Annotated in this window: 18 protein-coding genes; 13 read left to right on the top strand and 5 right to left on the bottom strand. The window is 58.8% G+C overall.

Going from position 1 to position 21631, the window contains the following annotated elements; translation table 11 throughout:
* Positions 1-49: 49 nt before the first annotated feature.
* Both RUM8411_RS06015 and RUM8411_RS06010 read left to right on the top strand, forming a co-directional pair.
* Entirely contained in the window at positions 50-1498 is a 1449-nt protein-coding gene (locus RUM8411_RS06015; RefSeq protein WP_085821783.1) for a TrkH family potassium uptake protein, read from the top strand.
* The gene (locus RUM8411_RS06010) at positions 1498-3072 is read left to right on the top strand and encodes a thiamine pyrophosphate-binding protein (protein WP_085821782.1); all 1575 of its coding nucleotides are present in this window, start codon (positions 1498-1500) and stop codon (positions 3070-3072) included. Before RUM8411_RS06015 ends, RUM8411_RS06010 begins: the two co-directional genes overlap by 1 nt.
* 53 nt (positions 3073-3125) lie before the next feature.
* Here the strand turns inward: RUM8411_RS06010 and RUM8411_RS06005 are convergent, their stop codons facing one another.
* Positions 3126-4865 (bottom strand): serine protease, encoded by a 1740-nt coding sequence (locus RUM8411_RS06005; protein WP_085821781.1) that lies wholly within the window; start codon positions 4863-4865, stop codon positions 3126-3128.
* A gap of 205 nt (positions 4866-5070) precedes the next feature.
* Between RUM8411_RS06005 and RUM8411_RS06000 the strand changes: the two genes are divergently transcribed.
* A complete protein-coding gene (locus RUM8411_RS06000) occupies positions 5071-6000 on the top strand; it encodes a glycine--tRNA ligase subunit alpha (protein ID WP_085821780.1) in 930 nt (309 codons plus the stop codon).
* Positions 6001-6008: 8 nt separating this feature from the next.
* Here the strand turns inward: RUM8411_RS06000 and RUM8411_RS05995 are convergent, their stop codons facing one another.
* On the bottom strand, positions 6009-6641 hold the full coding sequence (locus tag RUM8411_RS05995; RefSeq protein WP_085821779.1) for a MarC family protein: 633 nt from the start codon (positions 6639-6641) through the stop codon (positions 6009-6011).
* Positions 6642-6732: 91 nt separating this feature from the next.
* On the opposite strand from RUM8411_RS05995, the gene RUM8411_RS05990 reads away from it, so the two are divergent.
* From RUM8411_RS05990 to glmM, 8 genes are all read left to right on the top strand, one after another.
* Positions 6733-7260 (top strand): DUF6446 family protein, encoded by a 528-nt coding sequence (locus RUM8411_RS05990; protein WP_085821778.1) that lies wholly within the window; start codon positions 6733-6735, stop codon positions 7258-7260.
* Between the two features lie 17 nt (positions 7261-7277).
* Positions 7278-8459 carry a sodium/glutamate symporter gene (gltS, locus tag RUM8411_RS05985; RefSeq protein ID WP_085822011.1) on the top strand — a complete coding sequence of 394 codons (1182 nt, stop codon included), beginning with the start codon at positions 7278-7280 and terminating at the stop codon, positions 8457-8459.
* 9 nt (positions 8460-8468) lie between these two features.
* Positions 8469-10577, top strand: coding sequence for a glycine--tRNA ligase subunit beta (gene glyS, locus RUM8411_RS05980; RefSeq protein WP_085821777.1), 2109 nt, complete (start codon positions 8469-8471; stop codon positions 10575-10577).
* A 169-nt stretch (positions 10578-10746) separates the two neighbouring features.
* The gene (locus RUM8411_RS05975) at positions 10747-13182 is read left to right on the top strand and encodes a putative PEP-binding protein (RefSeq protein WP_234995156.1); all 2436 of its coding nucleotides are present in this window, start codon (positions 10747-10749) and stop codon (positions 13180-13182) included.
* Between the two features lie 186 nt (positions 13183-13368).
* A complete protein-coding gene (locus tag RUM8411_RS05970) occupies positions 13369-14010 on the top strand; it encodes a cell wall hydrolase (RefSeq protein ID WP_085821775.1) in 642 nt (213 codons plus the stop codon).
* 484 nt (positions 14011-14494) lie between these two features.
* A complete protein-coding gene (locus RUM8411_RS05965; protein WP_085822010.1) occupies positions 14495-15415 on the top strand; it encodes a dihydroneopterin aldolase in 921 nt (306 codons plus the stop codon).
* Positions 15412-16410 (top strand): dihydropteroate synthase, encoded by a 999-nt coding sequence (gene folP / locus RUM8411_RS05960; protein WP_085821774.1) that lies wholly within the window; start codon positions 15412-15414, stop codon positions 16408-16410. The genes RUM8411_RS05965 and folP overlap by 4 nt, the downstream gene beginning before the upstream one ends.
* Before the next feature lie 35 nt (positions 16411-16445).
* Positions 16446-17789 carry a phosphoglucosamine mutase gene (gene glmM, locus RUM8411_RS05955; RefSeq protein ID WP_085821773.1) on the top strand — a complete coding sequence of 448 codons (1344 nt, stop codon included), beginning with the start codon at positions 16446-16448 and terminating at the stop codon, positions 17787-17789.
* On the opposite strand, the gene RUM8411_RS05950 is transcribed toward glmM, so the two are convergent.
* The gene (locus RUM8411_RS05950; RefSeq protein ID WP_085821772.1) at positions 17786-18688 is read right to left on the bottom strand and encodes a DMT family transporter; all 903 of its coding nucleotides are present in this window, start codon (positions 18686-18688) and stop codon (positions 17786-17788) included. The two genes, glmM and RUM8411_RS05950, sit on opposite strands and share 4 nt — an antisense overlap.
* A gap of 69 nt (positions 18689-18757) precedes the next feature.
* The gene (gene ilvC / locus RUM8411_RS05945) at positions 18758-19780 is read right to left on the bottom strand and encodes a ketol-acid reductoisomerase (RefSeq protein ID WP_085821771.1); all 1023 of its coding nucleotides are present in this window, start codon (positions 19778-19780) and stop codon (positions 18758-18760) included.
* 132 nt (positions 19781-19912) lie between these two features.
* Here ilvC and RUM8411_RS05940 point away from each other — a divergent pair, with 132 nt between their 5' ends.
* Together RUM8411_RS05940 and RUM8411_RS05935 are read left to right on the top strand one after the other, a co-directional pair.
* On the top strand, positions 19913-20368 hold the full coding sequence (locus tag RUM8411_RS05940; protein WP_085821770.1) for an Lrp/AsnC family transcriptional regulator: 456 nt from the start codon (positions 19913-19915) through the stop codon (positions 20366-20368).
* Complete coding sequence (locus RUM8411_RS05935; protein ID WP_085821769.1) at positions 20365-20823, top strand: Lrp/AsnC family transcriptional regulator; 459 nt, start codon at positions 20365-20367, stop codon at positions 20821-20823. The genes RUM8411_RS05940 and RUM8411_RS05935 overlap by 4 nt, the downstream gene beginning before the upstream one ends.
* A 6-nt stretch (positions 20824-20829) precedes the next feature.
* Here RUM8411_RS05935 and hutC read toward each other — a convergent pair whose 3' ends face one another.
* Positions 20830-21531, bottom strand: a complete 702-nt coding sequence (gene hutC / locus RUM8411_RS05930; RefSeq protein ID WP_200818538.1) for a histidine utilization transcriptional repressor HutC — start codon at positions 21529-21531, stop codon at positions 20830-20832.
* Between the last annotated feature and the right edge of the window lie 100 nt (positions 21532-21631).

Genomic DNA, 21631 nt, shown 5'->3' with positions numbered 1-21631 from the left:
CCGGGCATCCGCTTGACACTGTCGTGCAGGCGCGCCAACGCTGCGCCTCATGACGGACATGCGCCCGGTTGGATATGTGATAGGCCTGTTGGTCGCCATTCTTGGGGCGACCATGATGCTGCCCATGCTTGCGGATCTCATCGAAGGTCGGGGCGAATGGCATGTGTTTCTCGAAAGCGGCGTCATCACAATTCTGACCGGCGTTATCCTCTCACTCAGTTGCTCCAATGGGGTGGGCGAAGGTCTGACGATCCGTCAGACCTTTTTGCTGACTACCGGCGTATGGGTCGCGCTGCCGTTTTTCGGTGCGATCCCGTTTTTGTTCGGTGAGACCGAACTGCGGTTTGTCGATGCGTATTTTGAGGCGATGTCGGGGCTGACGACCACCGGTTCTACCGTTATTTCAGGCTTGGATAGTCTGCCGCGTGGGCTTTTGTTGTGGCGCGGCGTGCTGCAATGGCTGGGCGGGATCGGCATCATTGTGGTCGCCATGGTTTTCCTGCCCGAGCTTCGAGTTGGCGGTATGCAAATCTTCCGTTCGGAAGGGTTTGAAACAATGGGGAAAATCCTGCCCCGCGCGCAAGAGATTGCAGGTCAGATTTCCTTGATCTACGTCTTTCTGACCATTGTCTGCGTTTTGGTCTATGCCGGGTTAGGGATGAGCTTTTTCGACGCTCTGGTTCATGCGCTGACAACGATTTCGACCGGCGGGTTTTCCAACTATGACGCGTCTTTCGGGACGTTTTCAGGGCCTTCCGAATATGCGGCGTCAGTCTTCATGATTCTCGCGGCTTTGCCGTTTGTTCGCTACGTCCAGTTCGCCAACGGCACGACAAGCTCGCTTTGGCGAGACAGCCAAATCCGAGTGTTTCTGGCCACGATCCTGGTTCTGGTTGTGATCATGTCGGTCTTTCTGACCTCAGTATTTCCGCATCACTGGGAACAAGCATTCCGCGAGTCCCTGTTCAATATCACTTCGATCATTTCCGGCACCGGATATGCCAGTGTTGATTACATGGGCTGGGGCAGCTTTCCGATCATGTTGTTCTTTCTGATCGGACTGATTGGCGGGTGCGCTGGATCAACCGCCTGTTCAATCAAGATCTTCCGGTATCAGCTGCTGTTTGCTTCAATCAAGACGCAGATCCGTCGCATCCGGTCTCCGCACGGAGTGTTTGCGCCGCAATACGACGGGCGTACGATCGGACCGGACGTTCTGACCTCTGTCATGAGCTTCTTTATGTTCTTCGTGGTCACGCTGGGCGTGTTGTCCTGGGCCTTGGCGTTGACTGGTCTGGACTTTATCACCTCAGTTTCGGGGGCGGCGACTGCACTGGCGAATGTCGGACCAGGGTTGGGGGACCAAATTGGTCCGGCGGGCAATTTCGCGAACCTGAACGACACTGCAAAATGGCTGCTGACCATCGGTATGCTGGTTGGACGGCTTGAGTTGTTGGCCGTCTACGCGCTGTTTACCACTCATTTCTGGAGAAGTTGATGAGAAGACCTCTGGGTGCCCAGATATCGCACATGCTGAAAGATCGTGGCGTTGACGTGATCTTTGGCATCCCCGGCGTGCATAATCAGGAAATGTACCGCGGGATCGAAGAGGCGGGCATTACCCATGTGCTGGCCCGGCACGAACAAGGCGCGGGGTTTATGGCGGATGGCTATGCAAGGGCGACCGGGAAACCGGGCGTGGCTTATGTGATCACCGGCCCGGGGCTGTGCAACATCATGACACCGATGGGGCAGGGCTATACTGACTCGGTGCCGATGCTGGTGATGTCGTCTTGCCTGGACGATCCGCAAGCGACGCAGGGGCAGTTGCACCAGATGAAGGATCAGCGCGGTGCGGCCGAAACTGTGACCGATTGGTCGTTTCAGGCGAACACGGCGCAGGCCGCCTATGGCTTGGTCGAGCGTGCCTTTGAAGAGTTCGAACTTTCGCGCCCGCTCCCCAAGCATATTCAGGTGCCGATCGCACAGCTTGAGGCCGAGGCTGAGCCCGCACCGTTTCCAAGCCAGCCGGGCCTGCGCACAAAGGCTCTGCCGCCCGATGTAGCCTCGGTGTTGTCGTTGCTGAACATCGCACGTCGACCCCTGTTCATTCTGGGTGGCGGTTCCCGGTCCAACCTGTGGCGGCAAATTCTGACCCAATTAGGGGCGGCCTGTTTTACGACCTATGCCGGGCGAGGGATGGCCGGGCTGGGTTATGCGCTGGATTTCGGTGCCGCGCTGCCTCGTCCGGGAAGTGCCGAAATTATCGGCTCAGCCGATCTGGTGGTCGCAGTAGGTGCAGAACTGGGTGAAGTTGATTTGTGGCGTGACACGCTGGGCCATTCCGCCCATCTGGTGCGGGTTGATCTTGATCCGCAGGTTCTTGCTGACCGCCACCGCGCCGCAGTCAAGCTGCAGGCGGATGGGGAAAGCTTTGCCCATGCCCTTTGGGCCTCGATCGACCATGTCAAACCCGCAACGGGATGGACACCCGAAGAGGTTGCGCTGGCGCGCAGTCGCTGGCGCGCCGAAGTGGATGCCGAACGTCCGGGTATCGTCCCAGTAATCGACGCGCTGCGTGACGCCATGCCGGCGGATACGATGATTTACTCGGACATGACCCAATTCGCCTATGTGGCCAAGGAAGTCTGGGACATGGCCTTTCCCTACCATTGGCATCACCCGACCGGATTCGGCACGCTCGGTTACGCGTTACCCGCCGGGATTGGCGGCGCAGTGGTGCGCCGGGGTAAGCCCACTGCTGTGATTGCAGGGGATTACGGGTTTCACTATACGATGATGGAACTGGGCACAGCGGTTGAGCTGGACCTGTCTCTGCCCATCATCCTATGGGACAACGGTAAGCTGAAAGAGATCGAAGACAGCATGATCGGCAGTCAGATCGCCCCCAACGCGGTCGTGGCGCGCAACCCGGATTTCTGCAAGTTGGCCGACGCTTTTGGGGCTTTGTCCGTGGCCCCAGCCAATTTGGAACAGATGCAAGCAGCGGTGCGTGCTGCGTTTGATGCGCCTGTTCCAACCCTGATCCGGGTGACCCCGGATATTCTGTAGACACAAAAAAAAACGCCGCCCAGTGAGACGGCGTTTTTCTTTCTTTGTTTGACTTAGTCCCAGCAGTGAACCAGCACTGTCATCCCGTTTGCCCTGCGGCTCAGCTCATTTGGTGAGATTTCGGCTGCCGACTGACCGGACTGACCCGAGACTCCGGCCTGTGTCAGAACTTCGTTCAGCCGATCCACGGTGGCGGCAAGGCTGACAGAGGCAGGCAGGGTGCGCCCTTCGGACGGTGTCGGCAGCAACATGCCAACAACCTGACCGCTGTCGTCAAAGACGGGGCCGCCTGCATCGCCCGGTTGGGCGGCCAGTGCCAGGCGTTTTACGCCGTTCTCGCCATCCAAACCGCGCACATCGGTGATCTGGCCGAATGTCAGTGTCGGAGCCCCAAGCGCGCCCTGATACGAGAACCCGGAGACCGCGATCTCGGACTGAATACGAGGTTTGTCGGCGCTGAATTCTGCCACATTGATCGGCACAAGGCTGCGCACAGGGCGCAACACGGCCACGCCCAGGTTTGCATCGCTCCAGGCCACCTGTACTTCCTGATCATTGTCCAGTGTCACGCGGGTGCAGCTGTCGGTGGCCTCGGAAACGGTCAGAACCGTGCCATCCGCATCGGTAAAGAACCCTGACCGGGACAAGCGAGGCTTTCGTACCTGCAGCCCGGCTACAAGGTCGATGCGTTGTTCGGCATCCGCACCGGCGCCAGCGTCCAGAACGGCATCATTGGTGGTAAAACTGGCGTTGATCGCGGCCAGCACCCGTGCGCGGCGGGCCTCATCCCCTTCGGGCCAGACCAGCGTAAAGCCTTTGATCTGTCCATCTTTCAGCGCAGCTTCGGTATAAGACACGATCCCTTTGCCGCGCCCTTCAAGGGTAAAAGCGTTATTGCGCAGGTTTCGCGGGCCATCCAGCGGCACAATCTCAAGCGATTGCATGACTTCATATAGCGCACGCAGAGTTGCCTTGTCGCCTTTCTGACTGATCAGCAGGGCCTGGGTATTGGGGTCGTCTGAACCAGTGAAATGGGCAAACGGGGCCTCATACCGGTCGAAGGCGACCATGCCCAGCGGCAAGTCCAGCTCAATCCCAGCCTGCGGATCGGCGTACCGATCCATGCCAGCGCTAATCAACGGCGCGTTAAAGTCATCCATCAGCGCCTGGCGCTGTACCGTGGTCAGAACGCCGGTTGGCTCATAGCCATTGAACCGCTGCCAATCCCCCATCGAACGGCGGGTGCCTTGACCAAATGCGCCGTCGATTGTCGAATTGTAGAACCCGGCGGCCTGAAGGGCGGTTTGCAAGTTCTCGCGGTCCTGGGCCGACAAAAGGCGTTCGGACTGCAACGCCTGAGACCGGGTTTCATCCGAAGCCTGAGGCGTCAAACCAGCCACAGGCTCTTCGGGTTCGGGCGTGCTTTCCACCGGCGGGGCCACGACGCCGCGATCCAGAATATTCGCGCCCACCGGCCAGAATTGCTGACCCAGCGCGCTTGAAAACGCAATGAAGCTGTCGGACGGGATTTGTCCCTCGGCGCGGTAGACACGCAGAACCTGTTCGGCGTCATTGCGCAGATAGGGTCCAATCACAATCGCGTACCAGCCAGAGTTCAACCGAAACCCGTTCACGTCAGGTAGGGTGTTGGCATAAGCCTGCGCCCGATCCTGTGCCTCGCGCAGCGACGGTTGCGCCTCGACCTGCACCCAAACGGCGCTGTCCTGTTGTGCGAAAACGGTCCGCACGCCGAAGAGAAATAGAAACAAAATTGCAGTGAATATGCGTGTCATTGTCTGCCCATGTCCGCAGTGTTTTGGTTTTGGGGCACACTACGCGATTTGCGGATAGGAAAGCCATGCTTGGAATACGGGGAATTTCCAGTGTGGCGGTGCAGTGACAGCCCGGGGCCATTGGCCCGTTGACGCCCCTTGGCCCCTTGCATAGGAAGGGAAAAACAGACCGAAACCGGGCGAAGTTGCACCCAAAAGGAATGTCATGACCGAACCGTCCAGCACACCACGTTCATTTCAAGAGATCATCCTGCGGCTTCAGGCCTATTGGGCGTCGAAAGGCTGCGCCATCCTGCAGCCCTATGACATGGAGGTCGGTGCGGGCACGTTCCACCCTGCGACGACGTTGCGCGCGCTGGGGTCCAAGCCCTGGGCGGCCGCCTATGTGCAGCCGTCCCGTCGCCCGACGGACGGCCGCTATGGCGAGAACCCGAACCGGCTGCAGCATTATTATCAGTACCAGGTGCTGATCAAACCCAGCCCGCCCGATCTGCAAGAGCTGTATCTGGGCTCATTGCAGGCCATCGGCATCGACATGGAGCTGCACGACATCCGGTTTGTCGAAGATGACTGGGAAAGCCCGACATTGGGCGCATGGGGTTTGGGTTGGGAGGTTTGGTGTGACGGCATGGAGGTCAGCCAGTTCACCTATTTCCAGCAGGTCGGTGGCCATGATTGCACGCCCGTTTCGGGCGAGCTGACTTATGGTCTCGAACGTTTGGCGATGTATGTGCTGGGCGTTGATCATGTGATGGACATGCCGTTCAACGATCCGGAATCGCCCAGCCCGCTGAGCTATGGCGACATTTTCAAGCAGACCGAAGAAGAATACGCCCGCTGGAACTTTGACGTCGCCAACACTGATGTGTTGCTGCGCCACTTCGAAGAGGCCGAGGCCGAATGCGCGGCCATTCTGACGCAGGAGCATGACGATCCAAAAACCGGCAAGCGTATCGTAATGGCGCATCCGGCGTATGACCAATGTATCAAGGCCAGCCACATCTTTAACCTTTTGGATGCGCGCGGCGTAATCTCGGTGACCGAGCGGCAGGCCTATATCGGGCGGGTACGGGCGCTGGCCAAACAATGCGCGGACGCTTTCGTTCAAACCTGGGCCGCCGGGTTCGAGGCCTAATGGGGCGCTCAGGCCAATCCGGGCAGCAGTACCTTCAGGCCGTCTGCGATCATGCTGATTGCGATGGCCGAAAGGATCATGCCCATAAAGCGGCTCATGATAACGCGCGCGTTGTCGGACAGCCGCTTGGCCAGAGCCGCGGCGTTCCAGAACGTGACGAACAGAAAAAACAGAACGCCCAAAAAAACACCTGCATAAACAATGGCATCTACGGGTTTTGTAATGTGATGCGCATAGAGGATCAGAGTCGTAATTGTGCCGGGGCCGACCAGGATGGGGAAAGCCAGAGGGTAAAAGGCGACGGTTTCGGGCTTAGGGTAGGATTGCTTTTCACCTTCGGTTCCGTGATGCGCGGTGGTTTCCTTGCCGCTCAGCATATTGAGGCCGATCATCAGTACGACCAGACCGCCCGCGACGCGCAGATCGTCGACACTGATCCCGAACAGGCCCAGCGTCTGACTGCCAACGGCCGCGAAAGCACCGCCCAGAACAAGGCAATAAGTGGCGGTCTTTGCCGCAACTTTGCGCTGGTCGGCTGGCGTCAGGCCGTCGGTCACGCTCAGAAAAACGGGCAGGTTGGTGATCGGGTTCATGATCGCAAACAGCGCGCCGAAAAACCCAACGGCAAGGGTCGTGTCCATTCCAAAAGCCTCGTTTCAGCCTGTTTCAGGTTGGAACCTGTCCCATTTTCCACCCGTTTGAAAGAGGTCGCGTGATCAGGATGTTGAAAACATGACCGGAAAACTACTTGCTCTCCTCCTTCTCACCTCCGCCGTTCTGGCGGGTGGGGGCATGTACTACATGCAGGTGCATGGGTTTTACTACGACGTCGTCGCGCAACCAGGCGAGGATGTGGTGTTGCTGGGAACAGGGGCAGACGCCCCTGAACCGATCACCTACACAGCGTTTCAAGCAATTGACGCAGACAGCTCACCCATCCGGTACCGGGCCTGTTTTGAAACTGACCTGACGGCTGCGGACCTTTCCGCCTATCAGCCTGTCGAAAATGCAGAGCCTTTGACCGCACCGGGTTGGTTTGAGTGCTATGACGCGGTCGCCATTGCCGAGGCTTTGAAATCCGGTCAGGCACAGGCTTTCATGGGCACAAAGAACATTCACTTTGGCGTCGACCGGATCGTTGCCGTGACTAAGGATGGCAAAGGCTATGTCTGGCATGCGCTGAATAATTGCGGCGAAAAAGCTTATGACGGCACCGTTGTGGGTGAGGAGTGCCCTCTGCGCCCGGCGGCCGCGCAGTGACTTACCTTGTACCTGATATGATCTCGGCCACTTTGGGGCTGGCAGTCTACTTGTTGGGGGCCGAGCTGAACACTCAGGTCGGGTTTCTACGGCGCTTCAACATCCCCGAGCCAGTCAGTGGCGGACTGGTCGCGGCACTGGCGATGCTGATCCTGTACCTGACGACGGGTATTTCGTTTGAGTTTGAGATGGAAACCCGCGACTACCTGCTGGTTCTGTTCTTTGCCGCTATTGGCCTGAACGCCCGGTTCTCAGATTTGATTACAGGCGGTAAGCCTTTAGCTCTGCTTTTGGTTCTAACGCTGATCACCATCTTTGCGCAAAACGGGATCGGCATGTTGGGCGCCGTGGCCTTTGGCTTTCCGGCCCAGTCCGGCGTGTTGTTCGGTTCTGCCGCACTGATCGGCGGGCACGGGACCGCAATTGCCTGGGCTCCGGAGGTTGGCGCAGTCACCGGGCTGGATGGGGCAACTGAGCTGGGCGTAGCGGTGGCTACTCTGGGGTTGGTGCTGGCGGCGCTGGTGGGCGGACCGGTTGCAAAGCACCTGGTCGAGCGCAATAACCTGACACCTGACCGTCCGACCGAAGAACTGACAGTCGGGGTTCCTACCGAGGAACGGCGCGATCCTGAGATCACGCCCATCGGTTTGATGCGGGTCATGCTGTATCTGCATCTGGCAATTATCCTGGGCTATGGCGCAAATATTCTGATCTCCGAGGCAGGGTTGAAGCTACCGCTATTCGTGCCCTGTTTGATCATTGCCATTCTTATCGCCAACCTGCGCAGTTGGATGTTTCCTGACGCAGTACCCGTCAGCCGTACGCCGGCGCTTGGCCTGGCCTCAGAGTTCGCTTTGGGTGCCTTTCTGGCCATGTCATTGATGAGCCTGCAGCTTTGGACCATAGCTGAGCTGGGCGTGACCATCCTGGTGGTTCTGGTCGCGCAAACTGCCTTTACCGTAGTTTTTGTGATTTACGTGCTGTTCCCGGTGATGGGGTCGGGCTACCGCGCCGCCGTTCTGGCCGCCGGGTTCGGTGGGTTTGCTCTGGGTGCGACCCCCACGGCCATCGCCAATATGACCGCTGTCACCAAGCGATATGGCCCGTCACCTATTGCCTTTATCGTGCTGCCCCTTGTATCCGCATTCTTTGTGGACATTGCCAATGCCATCGTCATCCAGACGATCGTCAATTTCTAAGGACCGACTATGCCCGACCTGCTGATCGAACTGTTTTCCGAAGAAATCCCCGCCCGTATGCAGGCCCGTGCGGGTGAGAATCTGAAAAAGCGGATGACGGACGGTCTGGTTGAGGCCGGTTTGACCTATGCCGGGGCCGCTGCCCAAACCACGCCGCGCCGCCTGACGTTGGCGGTTGAGGGTCTTCTGGCCGAAAGCCCGACCATCCGCGAGGAACGCAAAGGCCCCAAGGTTGGCGCGCCCGACAAAGCCATCGAAGGGTTCCTGCGCGGCGCAGGCCTGAGCCGCGACCAGCTTGAAGAGCGCGACACGCCCAAAGGCGCGGTCTACTTCGCAACGATCGAGAAAGCCGGTCGTCCGGCAGCCGAGATTGTGGCCGAGGTGCTTGAGGCGACCATTCGCAACTTTCCCTGGCCCAAGTCGATGCGTTGGAGCAGCGGCACATTGCGCTGGGTTCGTCCTTTGCACTCGATCCTGTGCATTCTCAGCGACGAAGCGGGCGCGCTGGTTGTTCCGCTTTCCGTCGATGGCATCACCTCTGGTGATACGACTGCCGGACATCGGTTTTTGGCACCGAAGCGTTTCGCGGTGACATCTTTCGACGACTACGCGGCAAAGCTGAAGCGCGCCTATGTTGTGCTGAACCCCGCAGACCGGGCTGAACACATCTGGAACGACGCGCAGAACATGGCTTTTGCCGCAGGTCTGGAAGTGGTTGACGATAGGGGGCTGCTGGCCGAGGTGGCCGGGCTGGTCGAATGGCCGGTGGTGCTGATGGGCAAGATCGACGAAGAATTCCTGCAACTGCCGCCCGAAGTGCTGCAAACCTCGATGAAAGAGCATCAGAAATTCTTCTCGGTCCGCAATCCTAAGTCGGGCCGGATTGAGCGGTTCATCACCGTTGCCAACCGCGAAACCGCCGACAATGGCGCGACCATTCTGGCAGGCAACCAAAAGGTGCTGTCGGCCCGTCTGGGGGATGCGAAATTCTTCTGGGAAAACGACCTGCGCGTCGCCAAAGCAGACATCGCGCAATGGACACGCGCGCTGGAGAATGTGACCTTCCACAACAAGTTGGGCACACAGGCTGAGCGGATTGACCGTATCGCCGCGTTGGCCCGCGAACTGGCCCCGTTCACCGGCGCAGACGCTGATCAGGCCGAGAAAGCCGCGCGTTTGGCTAAGGCGGATCTGAGCTCGGAAATGGTCTATGAATTCCCAGAGCTTCAGGGGCTTATGGGGCGGTACTATATCGAGGCTGCAGGCGAGGGTGCCGCCGTGGCTGCCGTGGCGCAGGAGCATTACTCGCCGCTTGGTCCGTCGGATGACGTGCCCACCGCACCGCTTTCGGTGGCCGTGGCACTGGCTGACAAGCTGGACACGCTGACCGGGTTCTGGGCGATTGACGAGAAACCGACCGGGTCGAAAGACCCGTTTGCCCTGCGCCGCGCGGCGCTTGGGGTAATTCGGTTGGTGTTGGAGAACGGTATCCGATTGTCCTTGTTGGGTTCCATTGGAACGCACTTGATGGAACCGGGTTACAAACGACCGGTACAAGATGATGCAGACGACTACACCGGCTTAGATATCGATCTAAACCTACTGAAATTCTTCCACGACCGCCTCAAAACCTTCCTCCGCGACGAGGGTATCCGCCATGATATCATCGACGCCTGTATCGCGATGGAGGGCAATGATGACCTCAATCTGCTGGTCAAACGCGCACGGGCTCTCAATACAATTCTGGCCACCGAGGATGGCGAGAACCTCGTGCAGGGGTTCAAGCGTGCCAACAACATCCTGACTCAGGCCGAGGAAAAGGACGGCGTCGAATACTCTTACGGTGCGGATGTGAAATTTGCCGAGACCGACAGCGAAAAGGCCCTGTTCGGGGCGCTCGATGCAGCGCAGGCCAGGATCGACCCGGCGCTGAAAGCCGAAGATTTCCCGGCCGCCATGTCTGCAATGGCCGAATTGCGCGGCCCGGTCGATGCGTTTTTCGAGGATGTTCAGGTCAATACTGACAATGACATCCTGCGCCGCAACCGCCTGAACCTGCTCAGCCAAATCCGCCAGGTCTGTTCCAGCGTCGCGGACCTGAGCCAGATCGAGGGTTGACCCAGATCGCCCTTGCGCCACTGGTGCAGGGGCTTATGCTGCGGGCAAACCAAAAGGTGCCGCAGTGCAGAATAACCCGCATACCACTCTGATAACATCCGATGCGCCCGTTGCCGCCAACTCTCATGGTGGGCGGGCGAAATGCTTGCAACGGCTGGTCCGGCTGGAAATGCCAGTGCCCCGTACGGTTGCTTTATCGTTTGACGCGGTGCAACGGATCGCTAAAGGGCAGGTGCCTGATATAGCGGTTATCCTGGATCAGTTCGATCAGACCGCTTTGCTGTGCGTCCGACCAAGTTCGGAGGACCCCGACTGGGGAGGCCCCGGGGCGATCCTGAACATCGGGATGAATGACGCGCGCTATGTGGACCTGTCGGATTCGATGGGTGGTGAGGCCGCCGCCGCGCTGTACCTGCGCTTTGTCCAAAGCTACGCGGTTCACGTCGCGCGGCTGGATGCGGATGTGTTTGACGACATAGATGCAGATGGGCGCGAAGGATTGCAGCAATCGCTGCGGGCCTATGAGGATGAGACCGACGAAGCCTTTCCTCAGGACCGGGGCGAGCAGTTGATTGCCGTTCTGCGGTCGATGGCGCGGGCCTGGGATGGCACATCGGCCCGGTTGCTGCGACAGGCCAAGGGGGCTCCTGTGGATGCGGGGCTGGGCCTTGTCATTCAGGAAATGATCCCCGGTGTCGGGCAGGGCGAATGCGGATCAGGTGTACTGCAACTGATTGATCCTACAACGGGAATGCCACAGCTAACGGGTCGCTATCTGAGCCAAAGCCAGGGTCGGGATGCACTGGGTGCGGGCGTGGCCGCGCTGTATCTGGAAAAGGACCCGCGCGGTAAGTCTTTGGAAGAGGTGGCACCGACGGCGTTTGCTGATCTCAAGACCCATGCGGCGTTGATGCGGGTCAAGCTGAAGGAAGAAATGCAGGTCGAGTTCGTGATCGAAAACGGCCATGTGCATATTCTGGACGGCGTGCGCGTGCAACGCAGTGCGCGGGCGGCGATGCGGATCGCGGTGCGTTTGGCGGAAGATGGCATAATTACCCCGCAAGAGGCGGTGATGCGGGTCGATCCGCATTCTTTGAACGAGTTACTGCATCGACAGGTCCACCCCGAAGCGCGCCGAGATGTTCTGACCACAGGTATCGCTGCCAGCCCTGGCGCGGCAACCGGCAAACTTGTGTTCACGGCTGCCGAGGCGCAGGCCAGCGCAGCCCGAGGAGAGCCCTGCATTCTGGTCCGGCGCGAGACCGCGCCCGAGGATGTGCGCGGAATGCATGCGGCTGTTGCGGTGCTGACCGAAAAGGGCGGTATGACCAGCCACGCGGCGGTGATTGGGCGGGGCCTGGGTCTACCCTGTATCGTCGGGGCCTTGGACATGCGTTTCCAGACTCGGAAAAAGCTGCTGACCGCCTCTGATGGGCGTGTGTTCAAAACCGGCGATATCCTTACGATTGACGGCACGTCGGGGCAGGTTCTGGCCGGACAACCCGCCATGTTGGAGGCCGCATTAGACGATTGTTTTCAAACACTTATGGGCTGGGCCGATAGCGAACGTGACATCGCCATACGCGCCAACGCTGACACGCCGGCCGATGCGCAGACGGCCCGCAATTTTAAAGCAGAAGGGATAGGTCTGTGCCGGACCGAGCATATGTTTTTTGACCCCGGCCGCCTGATTGTGATGCGTGAGATGATCTTTGCGCAAACCTCCTCGGGTCGCGCCGCGGTGTTGGAACGGTTGTTGCCGATGCAGCGTGAGGATTTCGTGCAGCTGTTCCGGATCATGGAAGGCCAGCCCGTGTGTATCCGCCTGTTTGACCCGCCCCTGCACGAATTCCTGCCGACCACACGCAGCGGTCAACGTGAATTGGCCGAGGCGTTGGACTTGCCGGTCTCGGATGTTGAGCGCCGTGTCGCGGCCATGACGGAATATAACCCGATGTTGGGTCTGCGCGGTGTCCGTCTTGGTGTCACTGTTCCCGAAATCTATGACATGCAGGCGCGGGCTATTTTTGAGGCCACACTTGAAACCAGCAAAAACGGTGCGCCTATTGTGCCAGAGGTGATGATACCGCTGGTTTCCGCCAAGCGCGAGGTCGAACTGGTCAAAGCGCGGATCGATTCGGTTGCGGCCTCGGTGGCCTCGGAGCAAGGGGTGGAGTTTGAATACCGCCTGGGGGTCATGGTTGAAACGCCACGCGCCTGCCTGCGCGCGGATGAGATCGCTCCGCAAACTTCATTCCTGAGTTTTGGCACTAACGACCTGACACAGATGACATATGGGCTGTCGCGCGATGATGCTGGCCGGTTCATGTCGGCCTATGTCCGCCAGGGTGTCTTTGTCGAAGATCCGTTTCACGTCCTTGACGCTGATGGGGTGGGCGAATTGCTGAAACTCGGGTCTGAACGCGGACGGCAGGCGCAACCGGACGTTACGCTTTCCGTTTGTGGCGAGCACGGCGGCAACCCCGAATCAATCGCCATCTGTCGCGATTTGGGGTTTGACTATGTTTCTTGCTCGCCCTTCCGGGTGCCTGTCGCTCGGCTGGCTGCCGCTCAACTGGCAATTTCGTCCAGACTTGGGGGTTGACAGTCCCCTTTTACCCTAGGAATAGTAGTTGTTGAGAGGCGCTGTCGTCAATTTTTTTTGACGTTACGGCGATTTTCCACTTGCGTTTCCATCAGAACTGGACGTTTCCGTTTCATTTCGGTATGAGCCTTCTCGCGCCCGCCGGGGGAGGGTTTGGCGCGTAATGTGCCTGTGCGAGGTTATCTGATGCTAAGATATATACTGGCTGTTGCCGTCATGGCAGCAACTGTGCTGCCGAGTGCATCGTTCGCCGAAAGGAAAGCGACCAATGCTGCCAAGACTGAGCTGGTTTCACGTGGTGAACTGCCTGTTCAGAATTTCCGCGATTATCTGAGCTTGTTCAAGCCCGGAAAGCCGCTTGAACCGAAAAAAGTTTCGTACTCGAAGGACTGGCTGGATCAACAGCCTGCGGCCAAAGGGGACGAGCATTTCAAATGCCTGGCCGAAGCCTTGTATTTTGAGGCGCGTGGCGAAAGCGTGCGCGGTCAGTTTGCGGTGGCCGAGGTAATTCTCAATCGTGTCAAAAGCGGTCGTTTTCCGGATTCGCTGTGCGGCGTGATCAAGCAGGGAACAGGCAAGAAATACCAGTGCCAGTTCACCTACACCTGCGATGGTCATAAGGAAGTCATCCGCGAGAAAAGAGCTTATGAGCGCGTGTCCAAAGTCGCGCGTGCTGCGATCGACGGGGCTTCGAAAGAACTGACCGAAGGTGCGACGCATTACCATACCACATCGGTCAACCCGTCGTGGTCGCGTGTTTACAAGGAAACGGCGCGCATCGGCGTGCATGTTTTCTATCGCCACAACTACCAGACAGCGAGCAATTGATAGACGCACCTGCGCCGGAAGGCTGATGGTGCGGGGGCGTTGAATGATCATTGTTGCGGGCTGATTGGCCCGCAACGACGTTTTCACGCAGGCTCATCCTGCAATTGATGGCCACAATGTGGGCGCTGCCTTATATAGGATCGGGGTTTGGTGCTGACCCGCTTGCCCGGTAAGCCACCCGCCAAATCGCCCCACAGGGCCTTCCCACCACGCCTGTCTGGCCCTGTAGTGGCTTGAAGCGACGCCGTTGGGTGACTCAGCTTTCTGGTCGCGAGCGAGGGGAGGCCCGGTAAATAGCGCTGGAGGCGGACAATCCGAACAGCTCGCTGTTGACTGCCACATGTTGGGCCACAAGGCGTCTGCGATGATCCGCGTCACCTGACGCCGCATTCGATGACTGGAAAGGCGTTTGTTGCAGTGATATATGCGCGCGCATCGTCTATTTTGGGCAAATCAGTCCAAAGAGCCCGAGAAGGTCTGTCGCATGAGTTCTGAAATCCGTCTTGCCTTTGCGCACCCGTCCGAACGGTCCGAAGCAACCGCGGCGCGCGGCCCTCTGGATCGCATCTCATTGCGCGACCATATCGTCGAGGTTGAGATCGGTGCTTTTCAGGCCGAACGCGGAACCACACAGCGGATCTGCTTTAACATTGTGGTCGAGGTTCGCCCTCTGACCGACCCGATTGATGACGACGTCGATCGGATCCTGTCCTATGACCGAGTGACCGAGGCCATCGGCTTTGAGCTGGCGGCCGAACGGCTGAACCTGCTGGAAACGCTGGCTGATCGGGTGGCCGAGCGAATATTGCTTGAACATCAGGCCGTAAGAGCCTTTGTTCGCATAGAAAAACTGGATCGCGGACCCGGTGCGCTAGGCGTCGAAATCGTGCGCGGCAAAGACAACGTACACCACGATATGGTTGAGGAAGAGCGCCCCCATCCACGGCTGGCCTTTTTGTCGAACGAGGCCATCACATCGTCAAACCTGACCGGATGGATCGATCAGTTGGAACACCGCCAGCGGCCCTTGATCCTGTGTGTCGGAGCAGCAGAAATGGCGGTACCGCAGACCGGTCATGCGATGACACAGCGTCGGATTGACCTCTTGGCGATTGAACAGAACGCCTGGGTTCTGGCCGCGCGGGATCGTCGCTGCGTTGTTGTGTCGACGCGGACCGAGTTGGACTGGGCCATGAAAAACGGCCAGATCTGCGTCTGGGCGCCGTCTAAGATCGTGCTGGATGCAGTCGATGGTCCTTCAGCGGCGCCTTCGGACGCAGTGGCCTTGGCGGCGTGGTTTGCTGCCACGTTTGAGGCCAGCGAAATGATGGTGATCGGCGGAGCATTGCCGGACGCGCCCAAGACCCCGCTGCGTGCTGTATCCGTGGATCAGGCACAGCTTTGACGGCGTATTTCCGACCTCTGGTGCAACATGGCCCGGCGTGCCCCAATGGGGCGGTGTTTCTGGCCGGGTTACCTTTGTGGTTCACCCATGCGGAGCGATTGGGTCGGGGTGTAAAGTCCAGCATCGTTTCAGTACAGCAAATCCCAGAAGAGGTTCTGAACCGTCTGACCCAACCGCGTGCGGATATTGCAGGGATCAAGATGGATCGCCCACAGATCATGGGCATTCTCAACGCAACACCTGACAGCTTCTCGGATGGTGGAGTACATAATTCGGTCGAGGCCGCCCTGATGTCGGCACAAGAGATGGTCTCGCACGGGGCCTGCATTCTGGATATCGGTGGCGAGTCGACCCGTCCCGGTGCGTCCTTTGTGCCCGTGGACGAAGAGATTGCCCGGACCAAGCCCCTGATAGAAGCGATACGCGCCGAGACAAACGCCCTGATTTCCATCGACACGCGCAAGGCCAGCGTCGCACAGGCGGCGTGGATGGCAGGCGCAGGGATGATCAATGACGTGTCGGGCTTCACGTTCGATCCGCAGCTTGCGCCTTTTTGCGCCGAAACGGGCGCGCCGGTTTGTGTGATGCATATGCAGGGCGATCCGACCACCATGCAGGACGATCCGCAATACGACGATGTATTGCTGGACGTGTATGATTTTCTGGAAGGGCAGGTGGCACGGCTGGAACAGCTTGGGTTGCCGCAGAACCAAATCGTGGTCGATCCTGGTATCGGGTTTGGTAAAACCGAAGCACATAACCTGACCTTACTGCAAAATCTCAGCCTGTTTCATGGGTTGGGCTGCCCGGTCCTTCTGGGGGTGTCCCGGAAAGGGCTGATCGGTCAGATTGGCAAAGAGCCGCGCAAGGATGCCCGCGCACCTGGATCTATTGCCGTGGCACTGGCGGGATTGGCACAAGGGGTGCAGATCGTCAGGGTTCATGACGTCGCTGAGACCGCTCAGGCCTTGCGCCTATGGGCCGCAGTCCGGTAATCCGGTCGCAGGCAAGAATTCGTGGAGTATTACCTATGCGCAAGCTGTTCGGAACCGACGGGGTGCGGGGCACTGCCAACACGCATCCGATAACGGCCGAGATGGCCTTGCGCATCGGGGCCGCTGTTGGCCGTTACTTCCGCCGGGATGCATCCAGCGTGCACCGTGTGGTGATTGGCAAAGATACGCGCCTGTCCGGGTACATGTTAGAGAACGCTCTGACAGCAGGTTTGACCTCGACCGGTATGAACGTGCTGCTACTGGGTCCGGTACCGACCCCGGCAGTGGGTCTGATGACCCGCTCCATGCGGGCGGACTTGGGTGTGATGATCTCGGCCAGTCATAACCCGGCCGAGGATAACGGCATCAAGTTCTTTGGTCCTGACGGTTACAAGCTGTCGGATCAGGCAGAGATCGAGATTGAACGGCTGATCGAAGAGGGCGTCAAACCTGCACAGGCGCAGAATATCGGACGCGCCCGCCGGGTGGACGATGCCCGTTTCCGCTATGGTGAGCGGGTCAAATCCTCGCTGTCGCGCGATCTGCGACTGGATGGGCTGAAAGTGGTGGTCGATTGCGCCAACGGGGCTGCCCACCGCACTGCGCCCGAGGTTCTTTGGGAATTGGGGGCTGAGGTTATCCCGGTTGGCGTCGCGCCAAACGGTAAGAACATTAACCTTAATTGCGGCTCGACCAAGCCTCAGCTGGCCGCAGAAACGGTTGTGGCCCACGGGGCTGACGTTGGCATTTGTCTGGACGGAGACGCCGATCGCGTGGTCATGGTGGACGAGCATGGGCAGGTGGCTGACGGCGATCAGCTGATGGCGTTGCTGGCGACCAGCTGGGCCAAGGCGGACCGTCTGACCGGCGGTGCGTTGGTTGCCACGGTGATGTCCAACCTCGGGCTCGAGCGGCATCTGGCCCGAGTCGGGTTGCGCCTTGAACGGACGGCAGTAGGTGATCGCTATGTCGTTGAGCGGATGCGTGACGGCGGGTTCAATCTGGGCGGAGAGCAATCGGGCCACATCGTCATGAGCGATTATGCGACAACCGGCGATGGCCTGATGGCCGGACTGCATTTCCTGGCCGAGATGGTGCATACGGGCCGCAAAGCCTCTGAACTGTCGGTGCAGTTCGAAACCGTACCTCAACTGTTGAAAAACGTGCGCTACGGCGAAGGGCAGACCCCGCTTGAAGCCGCCAAGGTTCAGGCTGCCATTGCCGATGCCGAGGCGCGTTTGACCGGGCAGGGGCGTCTGCTGATCCGCAAATCAGGGACCGAACCTTTGATCCGCGTGATGGCAGAATGCGAAGACGACGCCCTTTTGACGCAGGTCGTGGATGGCATCGTGGCCGAGGTCGAAGCGGTTGCCGGTTAACGCCCTGTCAACATTTTACGCAGACTGAACCACTGGCTGATCGCCAACCCGGTCAGGATCATCGCCAGTGCGATGTAAAACCGTATGGGCAGAGCCTCGGACAGAATCCACGCGCCGAACACCATCGACCAGATTGGCACCTGGTAGTTGACCAACGTCAGGAATACAGACCCGGCGCTGCGAATGATGGACACGCGCAGCAATGTGGCAAAGGCCGTAGGCACAAGGCCCAAGACCAGAATGGCCAGACCGGGGCGTGTCCCCTCCCAACCGGGGATACCCTCGGTCACCAGCATGATCGGCACAAGGATAACGGCACCAACCACCAGGGTCAGGGCCGCCAAGGTCACCGGGTCGATGGGTGGGCACCGTCGGGTGAAAATCGACGCACAGGAATAGCAGAACGCCGCCCCGATACAGGCCAGTTGCGCCAATGGCTCTGCGCCTGTTCCCAGCTGCGCCAGGCCCGGTCCGATCAGCACCAAGGCACCAGAAAACCCAAGTGACACGCCCAACAGCCTGCGCAGGTTCATGGGTTCGTCCGAGAAAAAATGCGCAAGCGGCAGGACCATCAACGGAATCGCCGCCATCGACAGACCTGCAAAGGCTGACGGAACATATTGCTGCCCCCAGCTTAGCAGTACAAAGGGCAGCGCCGTGGACAGAATACCAATGATAACAATGAACCCCCAAAGCCCGGCAGAGGGGCTGGGCATTCTACGGTGGGTGACTGCCATCAGGCCCAACAGCGTCACCGCACCCAGCGTAGTGCGCGCAGTGGCGACGGTCACCGGTCCGTAGCCTTCTAAAGCCATGGCAACGACCATAAAGGTGCCGCCCCAGATCAGGCCCAGCGTGATAACGCCGCTCCAATCGCGGGAGGTGGGTTGATGGACCATGTGCGCCTCAGATAGCAGGACGAAAAAGGGCGGCCTTTTGGGCCGCCCCTACGCTGACTCCTGTCAGACTTAGTTCTTTTCTTTGTCGACCATTTTACCGGCCGAAATCCATGGCATCATGCCGCGCAACTTGGCGCCGGTTTCTTCGATCATATGCTCATCATTGGCGCGACGTGACGCTTTGATGGTCGGCTGACCCACAGCGTTTTCCAGCATGAAGTCACGGACGAACTTGCCCTGCTGAATGTCGTTCAGCACTTCTTTCATGCGGGCTTTGGTTTCGTCGTATTTCAGGATGCGCGGGCCGGTCACGTACTGGCCGTATTCTGCTGTGTTCGAGATCGAGTAATCCATGTTGGCGATGCCGCCTTCATAGATCAGGTCAACGATCAGCTTTACTTCGTGCAGGCATTCGAAATAGGCCATTTCAGGCGCGTAGCCCGCTTCGACCAGGGTCTCAAAGCCGCAGCGGATCAACTCAACCAGACCGCCACACAGAACGGCCTGTTCGCCGAACAGATCGGTTTCGCATTCTTCGCGGAAGTTGGTCTCGATGATGCCGGAGCGGCCGCCACCGATGGCCGAGCAGTAGGACAGGCCGATTTCCAGCGCCTTACCAGTCGCGTCGCTGTTGACGGCGACCAGACAGGGCACGCCGCCGCCTTTGGCATATTCGCCACGCACGGTGTGGCCGGGGCCTTTGGGGGCCATCATGATGACGTCGACGCCTTCTTTCGGCTCGATCAGGCCAAAGTGAACGTTCAGGCCGTGCGCGAATGCGATGGCTGCGCCGGGCTTGATGTTGTCATGTACGTATTTCTTGTAGGTTTCTGCCTGCAATTCGTCGGGCATGGTGAACATGATGACGTCACACCAGGCCGCCGCTTCTGCGATACCCATGACCTGCAGACCTTCGGCCTCGGCTTTCTTGGTCGAGCCCGAGCCTTCGCGCAGCGCAACGACCAAGTTCTTTGCGCCCGAGTCGCGCAGGTTCAGCGCATGGGCGTGGCCCTGGCTGCCATAGCCCAGGATTGCCACTTTTTTGTCTTTGATCAGGTTGATGTCGCAATCGCGATCGTAATAGACGCGCATGTCGCTGGTCCTTTCTGTTTCGATTGAGCAAGGTTCTACTGCGACTTTCCAAGGAATGCGATGGCACTATCCTTGAAATATCGGCAAGAGTGTGAGTATTTATTCGCGAATTACCGTAGAAGTGAAAAATTCATGCTTGATGATATCGACCGGCGAATCCTGCGCCATTTTCAGGCCGACCCCACTCTGTCGACTTCCGAATTGGCCGAACGCTCTCGGATCAGTGCCAGCGTCTGCTGGCGGCGGATTGAAAAAATGCAGGAGGCGGGTGTCATTCAAGGGCAAGAGGCCGTGATCGACTGGACCGCGCTGGGATATGCGGTCGAAGTTTCGTTGCGCGTGACGCTGGACAAGACTCAACCGCGTGCATTTGACGAGTTTACCGCCGCCGCCCGGCAAGTGGCCGAAGTCATCGAATTGCAGACCTTTCTGGGACGTGTTGACGTCCGCCTGTCGGTGTTGGCCAGGGATATGAAGCATTACCAACAGCTATATCGAGACCGCATTCTGACCTTGCCTCATATCGCTGATATCGAAGCGCTGATGCATATCGCGCGCGTCAAAAGCGACGAGGTTTTGCCCGTATGATAGAGCTTGATGAGATCGACAGGCAAATTCTCCACAACCTCGCCACGGATGCCACGCAAAGCGCTGGGGCGTTGGGGCGAAAGCTGAACTTGTCGCAGCCCGCGACCTGGCGGCGCATCAGGCGGCTGGAAACCGCAGGTATCATCAAAGGTCGCCGCCTGCGCCTGAACGCCGAGGCGCTTGGGTTCGGGGTGACGGTTTTCCTTGGTGTGAAGCTGGCGCGCAAGGGGCAGATCAGTCTGGAAGACTTTGAACGCGCCGTTAGTGCCATTCCCGAAGTCCAGACGGTCGAGCATGTTTTAGGCTTGTATGACTATCGCCTGCGTGTTGTGGCGCGCGACCTGTCAGACTTCGAGCGCGTCTTGCGCCGACGGATCATGACCCTGCCGGGAGCAGGCGATGTTGAAGCCAACGTGTTGCTAAGCGAAGAGCGTTTGCCCGGTCCGATTGGTTAGGGCAGGTCAGTATTTTGTGCGAATGCGGAACCCGGGATGATGTGTCATCCGGGAAAACGTCATCGGTTCACCGTCTTTCCAGGTGATCCGTTCAAGCTGCATCATCGAAGTACCGGCGGTCGTACCCATGAATTCAGCCAATCGGCCATCGGCAGAGATCGCACAAAAAGCCACTTCGGCCTCGGTAAAGGGGGCGGCATTTAAAAGCCACTCGTGGGGGCCGTGGCTGTTGAGGTCGGCATGTTCCACCTCGGGCACGGCTGCAATGTTGATCCAGCGCTCTTCCAGCTGAAAGGGAAGGTTGTCGGCGTAATGCATGCACACGAGGTGCAGTACCCGCGCGTCCGGTGACACGCTGAGTTGTGAGGCCAGCCAACCGGGGCTTGCGACCACGTTGCGTTCCACCAGCGCATATCGATAGATAGAGTTCTGGTTTTCTACGGTTTGCCGCGTCAGCGTAAACTCAAGCTTGGCGTGTTTGCTGGGCTCTTTTTTGACCCGCGTCCCGCTTTTGCGCTTTCGTTCCACAAAACCCTGATCCGCAAGTTCCCTGAGGGCGCGATTCACGGTGGCACGTGCGCAATTGAATTCTTCGGCAAGTTGGGTTTCCGTTGGCAGCAGAGATCCTTGCGGCCAGATACGGGTTTCAATACGTCTTTTGACCTCGTCACGTACAACTTGGAAACTGATCCGCTTATGCGCAGTCACGGGAGGAAAAACCTTTCTTCTACAAAGTGAATGCATCTGTTCAGAAACACGTCAGGGTGTAAAGGGGCGGTGACACTGTTTGGCGTCAACTACCTGAATA

It is taken from the genome of Ruegeria meonggei (genome assembly GCF_900172215.1).
GTDB classification, from domain to species: Bacteria; Pseudomonadota; Alphaproteobacteria; order Rhodobacterales; family Rhodobacteraceae; genus Ruegeria; species Ruegeria meonggei.
Note: the sequence above shows the minus strand (reverse complement) of the source record. Positions and strands in the feature narration are given on the sequence as shown.